Source organism: Mixta hanseatica, from assembly GCF_023517775.1.
GTDB classification, from domain to species: domain Bacteria; phylum Pseudomonadota; class Gammaproteobacteria; order Enterobacterales; family Enterobacteriaceae; genus Mixta; species Mixta hanseatica.
The window spans coordinates 2,631,617-2,648,501 of record NZ_CP082904.1 but is presented as its reverse complement, the minus strand read 5'-3'; the positions used below and the strand labels follow the sequence as shown (position 1 = coordinate 2,648,501).

Sequence of the window (16,885 nt, the reverse complement as noted above, 5' to 3'; positions counted from 1 at the left end):
GGCCTTTGATTAGGTAACCGCATAAGTGTAGACGCTATGAACAGGGGACGAGACGCGAGAAGGCAAAACAGGGGAAGCGGCAGACCAGGCTGCCGCCAACAGCGGGGCGCCTTAATGAACCATATGGCTGTGGGTGGGCGCGCCGGTTTGCAACAGCACCAGCAGCTGAGAAAGCGGGTTGCTGAGAATAAATTGATGGCAGCCGGTCTCGGCCATTAGCTGAGACATCGCCACCGCCAGGTTTGCCAGCGCGGTTTCCGGCGGCAAGTTTTGCTGCTGTAGCAGTGCAAGCAGCTCCTGAACAGAGTCCTGATTAGCCGCCGCCACCAGTTTTTGCGGTTGCTGAGAGAGGGTTTCATCGCACGGTTTCATTCGCCAGGCTCCCGACAATCAAATTTAAGATAATCCTGAACGCTATATATTGGCCAATCAAGGAATTTCAAGCATAAAAAATCAGCAATCATTCATTAAATTTAAGCGCTGCGTGCCTCCTTGTAGGAATCGCTATGCGATTGCGGCGCAATATCGTCTATTCTGACCTGACGCAATGTATCAAACCAATCGAAGGAGAAACAAAATGAGTGAAGTTATCGCTATTGTCGCCACCGTGATCCCAAAAGCAGGCGAGGCGGAGGTGGTTGAGCAGGCGCTGCGCACCGTAGAGCGCGACGTGCAGGGCGAACCGGGCTGCCAGCAGTATCAGCTGCATCAGGATTTGGAAAATCCGCAACGCTTTGTTTTGCTGGAGCGCTGGGAATCTGAAGCGCACCTGCAGCAGCACAGCGAAGCCGCGCCGTTCCTGCGCCTGATGGAAACTATTAACGATCGCGCTGAACTGCAGGTAACAAAACTGAAAGTGCTGGCCTGATGCTATAAACGCGGCAAATATAAAAAGCCCGCTCACGGTAGCCTGAGCGGGCTTTTTTGTCTGCGGCTTTTGCACGGCAAAAGCGGTCAGTGACCCAGCCTGCTATTGCCGAGCTGGTCACGCATCTGGCGACAAATGATCAGTAATACTCCGGCGCTACACAGCGGAAACAGCGCCAGTAGCAGCCAGGGATAGCTGGCCTGCGCTGACGGCGCCAGCGCACCATCCAGCAGGCCGCCAAAGAGAAAGTTGCCGATCAGCACCGCGCAACCGCCGGCACTGGCAAGGGCGCCATAGTGCGCGCCGAGGGTAGCTTCTTCAGCAAAATGCGGAATAAGGTCTTTTGCCGCAGGCACCAGCAGCATTTGCCCTACGGTGAGTAGGGTGACAAAGCAAGCCGCAGGCAGCAGGCGAAGCCAGCCGGTTGAGGGAGCATCTGCGGCGAAAAACGCCACGCTCAGAAAAGAGGCGGATACCAACACAAAGCCCGTGGGCAGACTCCAGACCGGCCCGACGGCGCGAGCCAAACGCGCCAGCGGCAGTTGAAAGGTAATGATTAATAACGAGGCCAGCATAAACAGCGGCCCCAGATCTTTTTCGCTTCCGCCGGCGCGTTGTATTTCCACCGGCAAAGCCAGATAAAGCTGGTTATAACTCAATAGCCAGGCGCTGTAAGCGGCAATAAACGCTACAAACCGCGGCTGACGCAATGCGGTCCACCAGGGAATCGGCCGCATGGATGCAGGTTTTTTCCGTGTGGGCGGCAGCGAAAAAGAGAGCACGATCAGCGCCAGTAAAAAAACAGCGGCGCCGGCGAACGCGACCAGACGAAAGCCCAGCCCGGTAAATAACGCGCCCAATACCGGACCCAACACGGCCCCCAGTTCGCCGCATACGGCAAAAAGAGCGAACCACTCGGCGCGGCTGCGCTTACCGCTAGCCTCGCTTTGCTGGCCCGCTTTAGCGAGCAACGCTTCAATAGAGGGGGAAAATAACGCTCCGCCAACGCCGGTCAGGCAGGCGCCAAGTACAATTGGCCAAAGGGATTGACCCAACGCCAGCAGCAGAAATCCCGCTATGCGGATAAAACAGCCCCAAAGGATAACGATACGCGCGCCAAAGCGATCCGATAGCGTCCCGCCGACGATAAACATCCCCTGCTGTGAGAAGGTGCGCAACCCAAGCACCAGCCCGATGACGCCGCCGGATAACAGCATATCATCGCGCAGGAACAGGGCTAAAAAGGGCACAACCGCATAAAAGCCAATATTGAAAACAAACTGGCTGCCTAATAAAACAGGCGGCCAGATTTGCGTCGTCGGTCGCAGGGAAGGCAAAAACATGAAATGACCTGCTGTTACGAAATAAAGTGGATATGTTTTTTGCCATGGTAAGGGGAAACCTCAATACGCGTTTCCACCTGAAACACCTGCCACAGCAGTGACTCGGTAAGTACCTGCTCCGGCGTCCCTCTGGCGATAACGTTGCCATTTTGCATGACGATCAGCGCATCGCAAAACATTGCAGCATGGTTGAGATCGTGAATAGCGACGATACTGGTTACCGCCAGCTCGCTGATAAGCTTCATTAACTGTATTTGATGATGGATATCCAGATGATTGGTCGGTTCATCTAACAGGATCTCTCCAGGCGTTTGCGCCAGGGCTCTGGCGATATGCACCCTTTGACGCTCACCGCCCGACAGGCTCTGCCATCTCCGATCGCTGCATTGCAGCATCTCCACTCTTTCCAGCGCTTCATCGACAATCTTATCGTCCTCCCGGCTCCAGCTGGAAAAGGGAGAATGATGCGGGATGCGGCCCAATTTCACCACATCCCGCACCCGCATATTCGCCTCGGTTGCAGCGTGTTGCTCAACGAAGGCGATACGGCGGGCCAGCTGTTTTTTGGCAATATAACGGATCGCCTTGCCATCCAGCGTAACCGTGCCAGCGTGCGGGCGACGAATGCCGGCAAGCAGGCGCAACAGTGAAGACTTTCCGGAGCCATTAGGGCCGAGTAGCCCGACGGTTGCGCCTGGGGAAACCGTGAGCGAGACATTGTCGACGATAACTTTGTTACCTACCTTCCAGGAGACGTTTTCAGCGCCGATACTCATGACTTGCTCCCTGAACGGTAAATAATGATGGCAAAAAACGGCACGCCGACCAGAGCGGTAACCACGCCAACCGGCAGGCTTTGTGGGGCGATCAGCAGGCGCGAAGCGATATCCGCTAATACCATCAGAATCGCGCCGGCCAGCGCGCTGGCGAGCAGCAAAGTGCGATGTAGCGGGCCGAAAAAGAAGCGCATAACATGCGGGACAACCAACCCCACAAAGCCAATCGATCCGGCCATGCTGACAATGGTGGCGGTAATCAGCGCGGTGGTGGTAAACAGGCTTAACCGTACCCAGGCAACAGGGATGCCAAGCGAAAGCGCGGCATCGTCGCCAAAGGTAAAGGCATCAAGCGCCCGTGAGTAGTAAAGGCAGATAGCCAGGCCGACCAGCACCACCACCAACACCAGCTGAAACTCAGGCCATCTTACGCCGCTGAAGCTGCCAAGCAGCCAGAACATGACGTCGCGCGCCTGCTGCGCGCTGGCGGACGTGCTAATGGTATAGGCGGTAATGGCATTAAAAAATTGTGACGCGGCAACGCCAGCGAGGATAGTGCGCTCATTACCGCCACGCGCGCCGTTGGTCAGAAAAGCGACAAAGGCGAAGGCGGCGAAGGCGCCGGCAAAGGCCCCCGCCGAAAGCGTCACGGCGCCAGAGCCGATACCCAGCACCACCACCGAAACCGCGCCAGTTGAAGCGCCTGCGGATACGCCCAGCACATAGGGTTCGGCAAGGGCATTTTTCAGCAGGCTTTGCAGTACCGCGCCGCAAATAGCCAGCCCCGCGCCGCAGCAGGCGGCCACCAGCGCCCGGCTTAAACGAAAATCCCAAATGACGCTTTCATGGATACGATTCAGCGGAACATGGGTTAAGCCTGTTTTATTACCCAGCACGCTTAATACGCTGCTCAGTGGAATAGAGAGCTCGCCAACGCTCACCCCAATCGCAATAACCAGCGCTAACAGTACCACTGAAAGCACGCCAGACAGCGTCAGAAACAGGCCGCGTCGCGCCTGTTGAACAACAGTGGCCATTAATTCAATTCCATCTTTCTAAGCTGTTCGCCGATCTGTTCAGCGCCATAAAGAGTGCGGATAGTCGGGTTCATCGCCTGACCATCCATAACGACAATGTGACCTTGCTTCACCGCATCGATCTGACTAACGGTAGGATCGCTGTTAAGGAATTTGATTTTTTCTTGTGCATTGTCGAGCGCCCAGCGGTTACGATCGAGACTGGAAACCACAATTACATCAGGATTCGCGGCAATAATGCTTTCCCAGCCAACGGTTGGCCATTCCGCCTCGGAGGTTATCGCGTTATGGCCGCCTAACACATTAGCGATAAAGCCCGATGCGCTGTTTTTTCCGCCGACGTAAGCGTCAGCAGAGGGCGAGGAACTGGAAAACCAGAAGACAAAAGAGCGATTCTTATTGTTAGCAAATTCCTGACGTAAATTTATCTCACGTTGTTTAAAATCGGCAATTAACGCCTGACCACGCGCTTCCACATTAAAAATTTTCGCGAAATCTTCTATCTCTTTATAAAGATAAGTCATATCCCATAGCTTCTGGCGGCTGCCATACATATCCCCGATAGCTTTTTCTGTGGCGCACATTCCCGGCGACATATAACTGTTTACGCCTAAGGTGGCGAGGTCTTCACGTTTAACGACTTTACTTTCCGGTCCCATGAGCAGGGGCAACTGCGCGGCGACAAAGTCAGGGTTTTGCGCCAGAACCGATTCAAGGGTGGGGATTTCAATGGTTAATGTTTTAATTTTGCTATTTTTTTCCGCCAGCTGAGGCAATACCTTCGATGGCCAAAAGGCGGTGGCCACCATTTTATCCTGTAGCCCCAGCAGCATTAATATTTCTGCGGTGTTTTGTCCTAATGCGACTACGCGTTCGGGGGCGGCGGTAAAAGTTTGTCGGTAGCCGCAATTTTCAATGGTCAGAGGGTAAGTGGTGGCACATACGGAACCGAGCGAGGCAAACATTAATCCTGCTGCGCAGAGAACTCTCTTCATTTAACGCTACCCTTTATAAAAATTATTGTTGTATTTTCAGCAATTAACGGTTGGGTTAAATGATAATGAAAATTATTCCTAAAGCGAGAGCTTTCTATACCTAAGAGACGATTTCGGGAAAAATAATAGCCCGCGCAGAGAACACTGAGCGGGCCGGTACCATTAAATATCAAACAGCGGCGCGCGCTTTTCTCCCAATGACTGCAGATAATCCTGCGCGCTCTTTATCAGGCGCTGATAACGCTCTGGCTCCTGCGCGGCGATATTATGCTGTTCGCTGCTATCGGTGCGCAGATTAAACATCAGCGGCTGTTTCAGGCGTTTCGGCTGCCCGCCGTCATACTGCGTAAAGACCAGCTTATAATCCCCTTCGCGCCACGCCTCCATTTCGCCTTTGTAAAAATAGGGCATAAAGGTACGTGGGCTGGGCTGACGCTGTAAAAAGGCGGCGCTTAAATCAAAGCCGTCCAGGGTTTTCTGCGCATGCGTGCTGCCGGTGATCTTCATTAGCGTAGGCAGCAGATCGAGCGTGCTGCCGATATCTTCCACCACGGCAGGCTTGATTTTGCCAGGCCAGTTGATAATAAACGGCACGCGCTGGCCGCCTTCCCAGGGCGTGCTCTTCCCATCGCGCAGCGGCAGCGCCGAGCCGGAGATACCATATTTGTCATACATCAGCCAGGGGCCATTGTCGGAGGTAAACATAATAATGGTGTTCTCCGCCAGATGGTTCTTCTCCAGCGCCTGCCAGATCTGGCCTACCGACCAGTCGATTTCCAGCATGATATCGCCGTAGCGGTTATGGCCTTTGCCTTTAAACTCTGGCGAGCCAAACAGCGGCACATGGGTTTGCGGGTAGGCCATATACATAAAGAAAGGGCGGTTCTTGTTTTCGCCGATGTAGTTGACCGCTTTTTCCGTGACCACTTTTGTAAAACTGGACTGTTGAAAACCCTGCGGTATCAGATAGTCGACCTGCTTGCCTTTATAGCGATAAGAGTGATAGAGCGGAACGTTCCAGTACTCCTGACGCGGCTGGCTGTTGCTCTTTTCCACCACCGCAAGGGTATTTTTAAATATCTGCGGGTCGGAGGAGGTTAAACCGTCAAACAGATCGACCTGGGTGCTATAGCAGTCGTTGCTGATGGGAATGCCGAACCACTCATCAAAGCCGTGGCGGGTAGGAAAATCCTGCGCGTGATTACCCAGATGCCATTTGCCGTACATGATGGTGTGGTAGCCATTTTGTCGCAGTGAGTCGGCGATGGTCAGTTCATCGGCGGGAAAACCGTCGGGATCTTTTTCCAGCAGCACCGGAGTTTGTGCGCCGTATAGCCCGGTGCGCGTCTCCAGCCTGCCGGTCATCAGCCCGCCACGGCTGGGCGAACAGACCGGGGAAGAGACATAAAAATTGGTCCAGCGCTGTCCGGTCGCCGCCAGCTGGTCAAGATGCGCGGTAGGGGTTTTCGCACCCTGAACGGAGATATCGGCCCAGCCCATATCATCAGCGAACAGTAAAATAATATTCGGGCGGGCTGGCGCAGCCGCAGGGCTTGCCAGCGCAGGCGCCGCCATTAATGCAAGACTTATCGCCGCCAGGCTTAATTTAGCGTTCATGTTTGCTCCCTTTTACAGTAACGTTAATGCGTATAGTGAATCAGTCCTGTATCGGTTAATGTTTAAAAAAGCAGATAAAGGGGTTTATGCATTATTTCCTGAAGATATTTATTACGAGCATAAAAAAACCTGACGATGGCACATATGGGCCAGCATCAGGTTTCGCCTCATTATTTGAGTTACGATCGCCCCGTTAACATCCGCTTTTTAAATTAAATTGCAAGTTCCGCGTTTATTATTGTGATCTCCTTCATAGGCTTTGCTGTTTTTACTGGTAAACATTGATTTATAACAAGGTTGTGGAATGGCTGGCATTTTTTTCGTGGCGGGTAATTTATTATTTTATGCTGGCGACCACTGGTCGTTGTGCATGAAATTTTGTAATTAAATAGTCGTGTTAAATAAAGGCGTAAAAAAATCTAATTTTTTGAGGCATTGTCTGCGCATCAAAAGGAAAGGTTTATACAGGGTTAAAGTATAACAGGGCTATTTTTTACTGGCGTTGAAAAACGGTACAGGTGCCATTTTGCTATTCCGTTGCGCCGTTTTACAGCGGTAACAGATAATAAGGAGATTGGACATGGTAGTTGCGGATTGTCACGTGATGGCGAAACCGAGCGGCGCGGTCTGCAATATTGATTGCACCTACTGCTTCTATCTTGAAAAAGCAGCGCTTTACCCGGAGCGCAATAGAAACTGACGCATGACGGATGAGACGCTGGAGCAGTTTATCCGCCAGCATATTGCCGCGCAGCGTGGCGAGCAGATTAATTTTGCCTGGCAGGGCGGCGAGCCGACACTAATGGGATTGCCGTTTTTCCAGCGCGTGGTGGCACTGTGTGAGCAATACGCTAACGGCAGGAGAATTACACATACACTGCAAACCAACGGGATTCTGCTCAATGAGGCGTGGGTGGCCTTCTTCGCAGAACAAAATTTCCTGATTGGCCTGTCGCTTGACGGCCCGGCACATCTGCATAACCAGTATCGGGTCAATCGCGCCGGGAAGGGGACGCACGCACAAACCATGGCGGCGATGGCGCTGCTAAAGGCGCACAAGGTCGAGTTTAATACCCTAACGGTGGTGGGCAAACATAACGTTGACCATGCGCGGGAAGTGTATGAGTTTTTGCTGGCGGCGGGTTCCCGTTATATTCAGTTTATCCCGCTGGTGGAGCGGATAAGCACCAACGCGTCCAGCCGGTTAAATCTGGTGATGCCGGGCGAAAGCGCTGCGATGCTGGCGCCCTGGACGGTGCCCGCCTGGCAGTACGGCGAGTTCCTCAATCAGATTTTTGATCTCTGGGTTCGCCGTGACGTAGATCGTGTCTATGTCCAGATGTTTGATCTCGCGCTGGCCGCCTGGATGGGGCAGCCTCCTGTGCTGTGTGTGCATGCAGAAACCTGTGGTCATGCGTTTGCGCTGGAAGCAAATGGCGATCTCTATAACTGTGACCATTATGTCTATCCGGAACACCTGCTGGGCAATATTCATCAACAGAGCATCCAGGCGCTGAATAACAGCGAGCGGGCCATTGTTTTTGGCGAGGCGAAACGGGAGCGGTTAACCGCGGACTGCCGGCGCTGTGATTATCGCTTTGCCTGTCACGGCGGTTGTCCGAAACATCGTTTTGCGGTATCGCCGTCCGGCCTTCCCGGCCATAACTACCTTTGCGCGGGCTATCAACATTTTTTCCAGCATATCAGTCGCTATATGAATGTCTGGCGCGGGCTGCTGACTCAAGGTTATCCGCCCTCCGCGATCATGCCGTGGCTGGCGCAGAAAGCGCCCAAAGCAGCCGAAGCGGTAGGGCGCAACGATCTGTGTCCGTGCGGAAGCGGAAAGAAATACAAGCGATGCTGCGGTTGACCGGCTCTGAAACGCCCGGAGAGACAAAAAGCAAAAAGCCTGCTGTAAGTGCAAGGCTGCAAAAAAAGTTAAAGATAAAGCATCATTAGATAAGAAGGCGGCTTTCAGGCCGCATTTCCTTTTATCTACTCAATGTAAGATTCGTTGCCACCTCTTTTGGGCATGACTGAGAGTTCGTGATGATTTTAAACAAATCAAAACCATTTTTTATTCGTGTTAGAAAAGCATGACAGGCATCATTTTCGCTTGCAAAATATTCGGGTTCCTTACGATGTCCTCGCTCACTATAAAAAACACACCACGTTAAGCCATCGAAGATCATACACAGAGATTCGTCTTCAATGCTTCCAATAGAATAGCTATCATTTGGGATACTTAATTTATTCAATTTTTTTAACAATTCTTCTTTATCCACAAGATTTTCCTTTGATTTTTTTATTCTCTCAGGTGTCCAGAATCTATATATTTCTGCACTGATTGATCTAGTTTATACTGCGTGCCTCTCAGCCCATTCAGCCAGCGCCAGAGAGATAAATTCCGGACCATTATCCATGCGCAGCATGACCGGATAGCCACGGTTTGCCGCGATCCTGTCGAGTACACGTGTAAGTAGACCCGTTTTAGTTCCAGGCACTTTTTGAGATCCCGGCCAAATAATGGTGTTGTCGGTATTCCTCCGGTGTCATATTGTTCAGTGATTCATGCGGGCGTTCACAGTTATATTCTGACTGACCTGCCCCCGGGATTAGATACAACGCTCAGTTAGTAATGTCGGATCCTTCACTATTAGAATTACCCTTTCGCCAGGCCGCCGCAAATTCAGACGGCGTCTGATAATTCAGCGTGGAGTGCGGGCGGCACTCGTTATAATCCTGACGCCATTCACTGATGATTTTTCTGGCATTACTGACGTCGTTGAACCAGTGTTCATTCAGGCATTCATCGCGAAAGCGACCGTTAAAACTCTCAATAAATCCGTTCTGGGTCGGCTTGCCGGGCTGAATAAGCCGCAGCTCCACGCCATGCTCAAAGGCCCACTGGTCAAGTGCTCTACAGGTAAACTCCGGCCCCTGGTCAGTTCTTATCGTCGCCGGATAGCCGCGAAACAGTGCAATGCTGTCCAGAATACGCGTGACCTGCACGCCTGAAATCCCAAAGGCAACGATGACAGTCAGGCATTCCTTCGTGAAGTCATCGACGCAGGTAAGGCACTTGATCCTGCGACCTGTAGCCAGTGCGTCCATGACGAAATCCATCGACCAGGTCAGATTGGGCGCTGCCGGGCGAAGCAGCGGCAGACGTTCTGTTGCCAGCCCTTTACGACGTCGTCTGCGTTTACACCCAGCTCCCTCAGATGATAAAGGCGGTACACGCGCTTGTGATTAACATGGAACCCTTCACGGCGCAGTAACTGCCAGATGCGGCGATAGCCAAAACGCCTGCGCTCCAGTGCCAGCTCAGAGATGCGCCCTGATAAATGAGCATCAGCAGCTGGACGCCGGGCGTCATAGCGGCAGGTCGACAGGGACAAGCCTGTGAGCCCGCAGGTACGACGTTGCGACAGACCGGTCGCATCACACATTAACATCACGGCTTCCCGCTTCTGGTCTGTCGTCAGTACTTTCGCCCCAGAGCCACCTGTAGTGCCTCCTTATCCAGCATGGCTTCGGCAAGCAGCTTCTTGAGTCTGGCGTTCTCTTCCTCAGGCGACTTAAGGCGCTTAACCTCGGGTACTTCCATACCGCCATACTTCTTGCGCCACGTGTAAAAGGAGGCGTCGGAAATGGCGTGCTTGCGGCAGAGCTCACGGGCAGAAACCCCGGCTTCGGCCTCGCGGAGAATACTGATAATCTGTTCGTCGGAAAAACGCTTCTTCATAGGGGTGTCCTCATGTGGCTTATGAAGACATTACTAACATCGGGGTGTACTAATCAACGGGGAGCAGGTCAATCATAAAACCTACCTATTAAAATGGGAAGGAATTCCTTGAAAATTCTATATATATATCTTCAAGCGCATCTATAAATGCACCCTTAGTAGTAACATTTTTTAACCTATCGAAAGTTTCTTGTTTATAAACTTCTGTATGTATTTTTGAGTGTGCAGGCATTATAGTTTCTGAGGCTAATTTAATCTTATTACTCGTAGGTAAGAAAATACCATTCTCAGCGTTATTGATATCAATCCCTAAGCGATTCATTTTTCTTCTTAATCAATGCATTCTGACATCACGTGAATTAGATAAAATAAGCGCTATCAGCGTGTCGGCTATCGACCCAACAGGGGCGACACCTCCACACCCGCCATCAATATCAGCGGCAAGTGGCTACAGGAAGCCGGGTTCGGCACCGGGCAGCCGCTCAAGCTGCGTGTGATGCCGGGCTGCATCGTCATCACCGTGCAGGATATTCGGGAGCTGTGGCGCTGTCTGGAAGGATTAAGCCGGGAACCGTTTGATGAACGTGCCGCCGCCGACTGGCTTAACCGCTTTCCCGGCGGACTGGATCTGGCGGGGATAATGAATCAGTAAATAACTGCGACAGAGCAACATATAAAATGAAGCCGGAAGGATCGTTAAAATCACTTCCGGCTATTTTTATTTCTTCCTTATCTTCTCATATTGATAGGAGACATTAATTAGTTCCTCTATCAACCCATCGGCGTCTGGCCAATCTAAAATAAAACGAGGATATCCCGGCATATAAATATTAGGATTCATCACCTTAATCATTTCTTCCAGCTCTTTTTTTACCTGAACCAATAACTGTATAGAAAGTGGTGCTGCTTCATTACGCTCATGCCGACCAATAGCGTCAATGACTTTTTTTAGCGCGCTACTTAATGATAATTCGAGAGAAGAAGTCATAATAAAGAACCATATTTCCAAGGCTGTAAAGCAAAAATTTGTTCTGCTCCGCCACTGTATTGAGAACCATACTCAAATTGTGGTGCAGCTCTACCTCTAATCATTTTTGTACCAGGTTTTATCTGCCATTGTTTAATTCCTGTCATACCATTCCATTCAGGCGGTAATGCAAGACCAGCTCTATTCGTTTGAGGAGTAAAGGTTTCAAAAACATATTGTCCTTCTGGTCTGGCGGTTTTTCCATAATCATGGAATCGAGTCCCAAATTGATTATTACCAGCTTTTTGTACCGATATTGTTTCCAAATCGAAGGAATTGATAATTTGTTTTCTCTGGGCTCTACTTACTCCCATTGAACGTAGATACGCAGAAGCATCTTTTGCACCTTGATAAGGATCTGGGCGGCCATTACTTGAACATTTACTCAACCCAAGCGGGTCGATCCACGTCAGCGGATTCGGCGCATAAGCATACTGGTTCAACCCGCCAAGCAACCCTATCGGGTCCTGCACTATAAAGCGTCCAGTCTGCGGATCGTAATACCGGAACAGATTATAATGCAGGCCGGTTTCACTGTCAGCGTACTGCCCGGCGTAGCGCAGCGGCTGGTGATGCAGGGCGGTTTGTCGCGCCAGACGGCAGAAGCCTTCCGTCTGTCGGGCGACCTCACCAAAACTCCCGTAGCGTCCGCTCCAGCGCAGTTCGCCGTATCCGTCCGTGACCTCCAGCGGTGCACCGTTCAGATCGGTGCTGAACCAGAGCATCTCTCCGCTATTTTCATCACGCAAATGGTCAACACGCGCCAGCGGGCTGTATGCTTCGTTCGGGTCGTAAACATATGTCTGACACTGGCCGTTCTGCTGCTGTTCCTGCAACAGTCTGTAGCCCTGCCACAGGAAACGGGTTACAGCGGTGCCGCGCTGCGTGGTGACGTTTTTACGAATGCGACGTCCGAGGCCATCATAATGGTAGTGCGCCGTGAAGCGGCCTTCCGGGCCATGGCCCTCTGCTGTTATCAGCCGGTTTTCCGCGTCATATTCATAATGCTGTTCATACAGGCCGCTGCGGCGACTGATCAGGTTGCCCCACCCGTCGTATTTCATAAACAGGTTCTGCCAGTGCGTGAGGCGGTTATCCGTCAGTGGCCGGGCAGGCAGGCCATCGTCCGGCAGCAGGTTATCCGCAGCGTCGTAGCGGAACGTCCTGGTGTTGTGGCCCGGATGGGATTCGTAGTGCCTGAGAAGACGACCTTCCTCATCATAACCATAAATCGTGTTGCCACGCAGTGTGTCACTGACGTCAGACAGTTCTCCCCGCCCGGTGTAGCTGAAGGCGCGTTCGAAGATTGCCTGTTCCGGCAGGTCAGGCGCTAAGCCGCGTATACTGCATTGCCGGGTACGCCTGCCCAGACTGTCATACTGGCGGGTCTGTTCACGGGTTCCCTGAGTGCGTGAAACCTCCCGGTGCAGGCGGTCGCGGGTAAATTCAGAGATGATTTGCTGACCGAAGCGGATGGCACTGACGTGACCGGAGCCGTAGTGCAGCCAGCTTATCTGCTGCCCGTCGGGCAGGGTCAGCGCGGTGAGATTACCCAGAACGTCATACGCATAATGCAGCTCACCGTTCACACCCTGTTCAGCGAGCAGGCTTCCTGCCGCGTCAAATGTAAACTGAATTTTGTCCTCTTCAATACCCAGCGCCATGCCCGCTGCGGTTGGCGTGCGCTCCAGAGCGGTAAGCTGCCCGCGGTTGTCACGCCGGTAATGGTACTGAGCATCGCGGGTTGTTCGGGTAGTCAGCAGGCCGCTGCTGTCATAGCAGAACTGCTGAGCGCGTCGTGGGATGCCGCCATCGTCGTCTGGTCTGCCGCTTTCCAGCAGGGAAGTGAGCTGCCCCCGTTCGTTCCATGCCATCTTCCGGGATGTGCCGTCCGGGCGGACTTCGCTCAACGGGCGGCCTGTCGGGTCATACGTAAACCGGTACTCACCGCCGTTGCCGTTTTCCAGACGCAGCAAATTGCCTCGTGCATCGTAGTGCAAGCGGCGCATGATACCGTTGCGGCCGGTCTGACTGAGCGGTTGCCCCAGACGGTTGTACGTCCAGAGCACGTCGCTTTCCAGCGGGTCACGCCAGGCGGTGAGTTGTCCGTGTTCGTTCCACAGCAGCGTTTCCTGACTGCCATCGGCACGAATAACGGCGGTGAGCTGGCCTGCAAGGTTCCATTCCCTTTGGGTGATGTTGCCTTCTGCGTCTTCACTGCTCAGGAGCTGACCGAAGCGGTCATACGTAAAGCGGGCCACGCTGCCGGAGCAGTCGGTGCGTTGCGTCAGCAGCCCCTGACGGTTCCATTCCAGCAGCACGTCACCACCACTGGCGTCGGTAATACGTTCCGGCAGCGTTTCTTCTTCATCAGGATAGTGGTACGTGGTGGTGTGAGTCAGCGCATCGGTTTCCGACAACAGGCGACCTTTCAGGTCGTAAGTGGCCCGCGTCGCTGCTCCGTCCGGGTAAAGGGTCTGTGCAATACGGTCTGTGCTGCGGAACCAGTGGTAGCGGGTGGTGCGGCCCGCCGGGTCGGTTTCGGTTATCAGACGACCATAACGGTCCCACTGGCTGCGCCGCATGGCTCCGTCAGGCAGGATGATGTCGCACAGTTCACCGTGGCGGTAAACAAAGCTGGACTGGCGACCGTCATAATCTGTGAAACGTGCAACATTATCATCGTCGTCAACCAGCCAGTGTGCCTGAACGCTATCGTCGCGGGTGGCACGGCGGGTGCCGTTTTCAAAATCGTAATCAATATTAAGCTGCTCACCTGCGCTGTTGCGGTATGCCACCACGCGCGGCAGACCATCAATGTTCCGCCACAGGTATTCATTCAGAAGCCCGTTGCTGTCCTCATGGCTGCGCAGTAAATCCGTACCGTCCCCGTCGTCATACCAGCTGAAACGGCGGCGAATTTGCTCACCGCGCCCGGTTACGGTGAGCAGCCGGGCCTTATCATCGTAGTTGTAGCGGACCAGGCAGACTTCATCATCCAGCCAGGCCCCGGTCAGGCGAACCTGTCCGCATACAGTTGTGTAGCGGCATACCACGCGCTGCCCGGCGCTGTCGGTGAGTGAATGCAGCGTGTTGTCATCGTTCCACGCAAATACAATGTCGTTACCGCAGGGCTCGGTGAGTCGCAGCGGCAGGGCAGGAGAACTGTCCCGCAGAGATGAGTAATGCCAGCGCTCGCCGCTGATGTCATACACTGACCAGCTGTCGTCCTGATGGTGTTCCAGCCAGCGCTTCTCCGGTTCACAGAAGGTTCGCTGACCTTTCGGCACCGGCGGGAAGGAGACGTAATCTCCCGATGGCGCACGCCATACCAGCCCGCCCTGATATTTTTCAAGCCGGGTTTCCCAGAAAAGTGACCAGCCACGGCCCAGCACGCTGTCGCCGGGATTCCCACTGCGCCAGTAACGCTGCCAGACAACCGGCAGACGGGACGGTAATACAAAGTCCAGCTCATCATCACCGGAGAGAAACTTCTGGCCGCTGACAATATCCACCGGGCGGGCGATAATCCCCACGGCGGCGGCACTGGTCATCAGCACGCCAGCGCGGCAGGCGACGCGGGCCAGTTTGTTGATGCCCGGAATTTTACTGAACAGCTTAGCCAGCGCACCGACTTTGCCTGCGGCGCCGCCCGCTCCACCGAGCAGTCCGGCAAACAACAGCGTCAGGTCAGATGCTTTATAGAGCCACTCCGGAACTTCTGACTGTATCGGCAGTGTCTGTTCCGGCTCACCGCCGATAATCACATCTGCGGAACCGGTCATGACCTTTCCGCCACAGGTGGTCTGGTCACCGATGCGGGCAGCAGGCATGCCGTTAATAAAGACACGTGAGGAGCCTTCGGTCATCTGCTGGGAGCCACCGTCCCTGGTGCATTCCACCATGCTGTTAGTGGCAATGGCGGCAGGTCTGCCATTAATGAATACGTTATGCGAGCCGGTGGCGATAACGCCTTCCTTCTCCATACTGGCGGCCCCGGCATCCGCCATGCTGTCCCTGGCCTTCGTTGCCAGTTCGCCTGTCAGATAACCCACCGCCAGGCTGGCCCCGACCAGAAGCACGCCAATCCCCAGACAGGACGCACCGATACCGACCACCATAAGCGCACCTGCGGCGATACCACCCGCCGCCGTAATCAGTCCACCGACAAGCGTTCCGGCAATCATCCCTGCCAGACCATGGGAGTGGCCGATGTCATCCCCCACGCGTGCTGCTTCAAACATAACAACGTTCCTTGATTGTTAAGTGTTAAACCTAAAACCGAAAGCTGGCGAGGAGTGCCTGAAAGCACTGGCTGTCCGTATCCCTGATTTTTCCCGTACGGGTCATAGTGAACACCAGAATATGCTTAGCCGCTGTATTAAAGACGGCCTGCTGCTGAAAAATCCGCTGGTTATCACGAAGGTAACTGGCATGAATACATTCACCCTGTACAGTATCTTGCCCCAGCGCGGCGGCTTCGCGCAGAGACAGTTTCCATCCTTTAAGATGCTTATCCATGAGCGCTAACTGGCGGTCAATATAGTCTTGCAGCGCCTCTCCATCAGTGAGGGTGTCTCGTGAAATGTTAAATGCGGGGGCGTTCTCGCCGGAAAGGGTAAAGACATTAACTGTGCGGTCCTGATACCGGTCAGGAAGCGTTACCTGACCTTCGGTGAACAGACAGGTGGCGTGGTTTTCGGACATTGAGCAGATTCCCTGTGCCTGAAAAAACGTAAGTTTGCCACAGGGGATACACACTGGCTACCCAACGCTCATCCGGATTGAACTGTCGCTGGAGCCTGTTGGGCGACACGATACTGGCCTCGCCTTTACGTGCCCGCGGGCTCCGGTATCCGACCTGAGCCTTTATCCCGGCACGCTTCATCAGCCGGCAGACCCGGTTAATCCCACATTGTTGCCCGCTATCTCGCAGGTCGAGATGGATCTTGCGATAACCACAGACACATCCCGATTCCAGCCAGAACTGTTTAATCTGTCCTGCCAGTCTCAGGTCAGCCCGCCGCAAATTCCCCCCGTTTCGAGCCTGAATGCACAGAGCTCTGTCGCTACTGCCTCGCCCTGACGCAGATGCTGGCAGGGCAAGGTTTTTACTCTGAAATAGAGAAACACCTTAGCTGCCTGCTGTATGAACTGATCAACTATTTCGCTGCGGAAATGAAAGCCCCGCGCTGGCCCAAAGGCGAAAGGCTGATTGCTGAAGCGCTGGGCGTTGCGCCTGAGCAAATCTGGCCTTCACGCTATCGCTGATGTTCCTCCGGCGCAGCCCGGATCCGGAAGCTGCGCCGCATTTCGTTTATCTGATTTGTCATAATCCTTTGAACCGTAAGAAAAGTTTTCTATTATCGGCTTCTTTGTCACGAACCAAGCTCCCACCTGCACGAAATGCTTCATGACCTGAAGGGAGCGCCTGATGTATCAGTATGGTCGCTGTTTTACTGGCAATGCCGCCT

Annotated in this window: 14 protein-coding genes and 5 pseudogenes; 4 read left to right on the top strand and 15 right to left on the bottom strand. The window is 53.5% G+C overall.

Going from position 1 to position 16,885, the window contains the following annotated elements:
* Nucleotides 1-111: 111 nt before the first annotated feature.
* Nucleotides 112-372, bottom strand: a complete 261-nt coding sequence (locus tag K6958_RS12790; protein ID WP_249891455.1) for a hypothetical protein — start codon at nt 370-372, stop codon at nt 112-114.
* A gap of 205 nt (nt 373-577) precedes the next feature.
* Between K6958_RS12790 and K6958_RS12785 the strand changes: the two genes are divergently transcribed.
* Nucleotides 578-868, top strand: coding sequence for a putative quinol monooxygenase (locus tag K6958_RS12785; RefSeq protein WP_249891454.1), 291 nt, complete (start codon nt 578-580; stop codon nt 866-868).
* Nucleotides 869-954: 86 nt separating this feature from the next.
* On the opposite strand, the gene K6958_RS12780 is transcribed toward K6958_RS12785, so the two are convergent.
* The 5 genes from K6958_RS12780 to K6958_RS12760 all read right to left on the bottom strand — a co-directional run bounded on the left by K6958_RS12780 (nt 955) and on the right by K6958_RS12760 (nt 6,636).
* A complete protein-coding gene (locus K6958_RS12780; RefSeq protein WP_249891453.1) occupies nt 955-2,211 on the bottom strand; it encodes an MDR family MFS transporter in 1,257 nt (418 codons plus the stop codon).
* Nucleotides 2,212-2,225: 14 nt separating this feature from the next.
* A complete protein-coding gene (gene eitC / locus K6958_RS12775; RefSeq protein WP_249891452.1) occupies nt 2,226-2,987 on the bottom strand; it encodes a siderophore ABC transporter ATP-binding protein EitC in 762 nt (253 codons plus the stop codon).
* Nucleotides 2,984-4,024, bottom strand: a complete 1,041-nt coding sequence (locus K6958_RS12770; RefSeq protein ID WP_249891451.1) for a FecCD family ABC transporter permease — start codon at nt 4,022-4,024, stop codon at nt 2,984-2,986. The genes eitC and K6958_RS12770 overlap by 4 nt, the downstream gene beginning before the upstream one ends.
* Nucleotides 4,024-5,019 carry a siderophore ABC transporter substrate-binding protein EitA gene (gene eitA / locus K6958_RS12765; RefSeq protein WP_249891450.1) on the bottom strand — a complete coding sequence of 332 codons (996 nt, stop codon included), beginning with the start codon at nt 5,017-5,019 and terminating at the stop codon, nt 4,024-4,026. The genes K6958_RS12770 and eitA overlap by 1 nt, the downstream gene beginning before the upstream one ends.
* Before the next feature lie 162 nt (nt 5,020-5,181).
* Nucleotides 5,182-6,636 (bottom strand): sulfatase-like hydrolase/transferase, encoded by a 1,455-nt coding sequence (locus tag K6958_RS12760; RefSeq protein ID WP_249891449.1) that lies wholly within the window; start codon nt 6,634-6,636, stop codon nt 5,182-5,184.
* A 580-nt stretch (nt 6,637-7,216) separates the two neighbouring features.
* Between K6958_RS12760 and K6958_RS12755 the strand changes: the two are divergent.
* Nucleotides 7,217-8,506 (top strand): annotated as a pseudogene (locus K6958_RS12755) (anaerobic sulfatase maturase).
* 121 nt (nt 8,507-8,627) lie between these two features.
* Here the strand turns inward: K6958_RS12755 and K6958_RS12750 are convergent.
* The 5 genes and pseudogenes from K6958_RS12750 to K6958_RS12735 form a co-directional block, all read right to left on the bottom strand.
* Nucleotides 8,628-8,921, bottom strand: coding sequence for a hypothetical protein (locus tag K6958_RS12750; RefSeq protein ID WP_249891448.1), 294 nt, complete (start codon nt 8,919-8,921; stop codon nt 8,628-8,630).
* Between the two features lie 75 nt (nt 8,922-8,996).
* A pseudogene (locus K6958_RS12745) lies at nt 8,997-9,110 on the bottom strand (integrase catalytic domain-containing protein); the annotation flags it as partial.
* Between the two features lie 16 nt (nt 9,111-9,126).
* Nucleotides 9,127-9,237, bottom strand: a pseudogene (locus tag K6958_RS21325) (integrase); the annotation flags it as partial.
* Between the two features lie 27 nt (nt 9,238-9,264).
* Nucleotides 9,265-10,384 (bottom strand): annotated as a pseudogene (locus K6958_RS12740) (IS3 family transposase).
* An 88-nt stretch (nt 10,385-10,472) separates the two neighbouring features.
* Nucleotides 10,473-10,706 carry an AHH domain-containing protein gene (locus K6958_RS12735; RefSeq protein ID WP_249891447.1) on the bottom strand — a complete coding sequence of 78 codons (234 nt, stop codon included), beginning with the start codon at nt 10,704-10,706 and terminating at the stop codon, nt 10,473-10,475.
* Nucleotides 10,707-10,880: 174 nt separating this feature from the next.
* On the opposite strand from K6958_RS12735, the gene K6958_RS21255 reads away from it, so the two are divergent.
* Entirely contained in the window at nt 10,881-11,036 is a 156-nt protein-coding gene (locus K6958_RS21255) for a hypothetical protein (protein ID WP_350355793.1), read from the top strand.
* Between the two features lie 66 nt (nt 11,037-11,102).
* Here K6958_RS21255 and K6958_RS12725 read toward each other — a convergent pair whose 3' ends face one another.
* The 4 genes and pseudogenes from K6958_RS12725 to K6958_RS12710 form a co-directional block, all read right to left on the bottom strand.
* Nucleotides 11,103-11,372 carry a hypothetical protein gene (locus tag K6958_RS12725; RefSeq protein WP_249891446.1) on the bottom strand — a complete coding sequence of 90 codons (270 nt, stop codon included), beginning with the start codon at nt 11,370-11,372 and terminating at the stop codon, nt 11,103-11,105.
* A complete protein-coding gene (locus K6958_RS12720; protein ID WP_249891445.1) occupies nt 11,369-15,655 on the bottom strand; it encodes an RHS repeat-associated core domain-containing protein in 4,287 nt (1,428 codons plus the stop codon). The genes K6958_RS12725 and K6958_RS12720 overlap by 4 nt, the downstream gene beginning before the upstream one ends.
* 31 nt (nt 15,656-15,686) lie before the next feature.
* Nucleotides 15,687-16,118, bottom strand: coding sequence for a DcrB-related protein (locus tag K6958_RS12715; protein WP_249891444.1), 432 nt, complete (start codon nt 16,116-16,118; stop codon nt 15,687-15,689).
* 49 nt (nt 16,119-16,167) lie between these two features.
* Nucleotides 16,168-16,428, bottom strand: a pseudogene (locus K6958_RS12710) (IS3 family transposase); the annotation flags it as partial.
* Between the two features lie 74 nt (nt 16,429-16,502).
* Between K6958_RS12710 and K6958_RS12705 the strand changes: the two are divergent.
* On the top strand, nt 16,503-16,682 hold the full coding sequence (locus tag K6958_RS12705) for a helix-turn-helix domain-containing protein (protein WP_249891443.1): 180 nt from the start codon (nt 16,503-16,505) through the stop codon (nt 16,680-16,682).
* Nucleotides 16,683-16,885: the final 203 nt, after the last annotated feature.

Coding starts and splice junctions, on each gene's coding strand:
- K6958_RS12790 (WP_249891455.1), bottom strand. CDS start 372: ATGAAACCGTGCGATGAAACCCTCTCTCAGCAACCGCAAAAACTGGTG.
- K6958_RS12785 (WP_249891454.1), top strand. CDS start 578: ATGAGTGAAGTTATCGCTATTGTCGCCACCGTGATCCCAAAAGCAGGC.
- K6958_RS12780 (WP_249891453.1), bottom strand. CDS start 2,211: ATGTTTTTGCCTTCCCTGCGACCGACGACGCAAATCTGGCCGCCTGTT.
- eitC (WP_249891452.1), bottom strand. CDS start 2,987: ATGAGTATCGGCGCTGAAAACGTCTCCTGGAAGGTAGGTAACAAAGTT.
- K6958_RS12770 (WP_249891451.1), bottom strand. CDS start 4,024: ATGGCCACTGTTGTTCAACAGGCGCGACGCGGCCTGTTTCTGACGCTG.
- eitA (WP_249891450.1), bottom strand. CDS start 5,019: ATGAAGAGAGTTCTCTGCGCAGCAGGATTAATGTTTGCCTCGCTCGGT.
- K6958_RS12760 (WP_249891449.1), bottom strand. CDS start 6,636: ATGAACGCTAAATTAAGCCTGGCGGCGATAAGTCTTGCATTAATGGCG.
- K6958_RS12735 (WP_249891447.1), bottom strand. CDS start 10,706: ATGAATCGCTTAGGGATTGATATCAATAACGCTGAGAATGGTATTTTC.
- K6958_RS21255 (WP_350355793.1), top strand. CDS start 10,881: ATGCCGGGCTGCATCGTCATCACCGTGCAGGATATTCGGGAGCTGTGG.
- K6958_RS12725 (WP_249891446.1), bottom strand. CDS start 11,372: ATGACTTCTTCTCTCGAATTATCATTAAGTAGCGCGCTAAAAAAAGTC.
- K6958_RS12720 (WP_249891445.1), bottom strand. CDS start 15,655: ATGTTTGAAGCAGCACGCGTGGGGGATGACATCGGCCACTCCCATGGT.
- K6958_RS12715 (WP_249891444.1), bottom strand. CDS start 16,118: ATGTCCGAAAACCACGCCACCTGTCTGTTCACCGAAGGTCAGGTAACG.
- K6958_RS12705 (WP_249891443.1), top strand. CDS start 16,503: ATGCTGGCAGGGCAAGGTTTTTACTCTGAAATAGAGAAACACCTTAGC.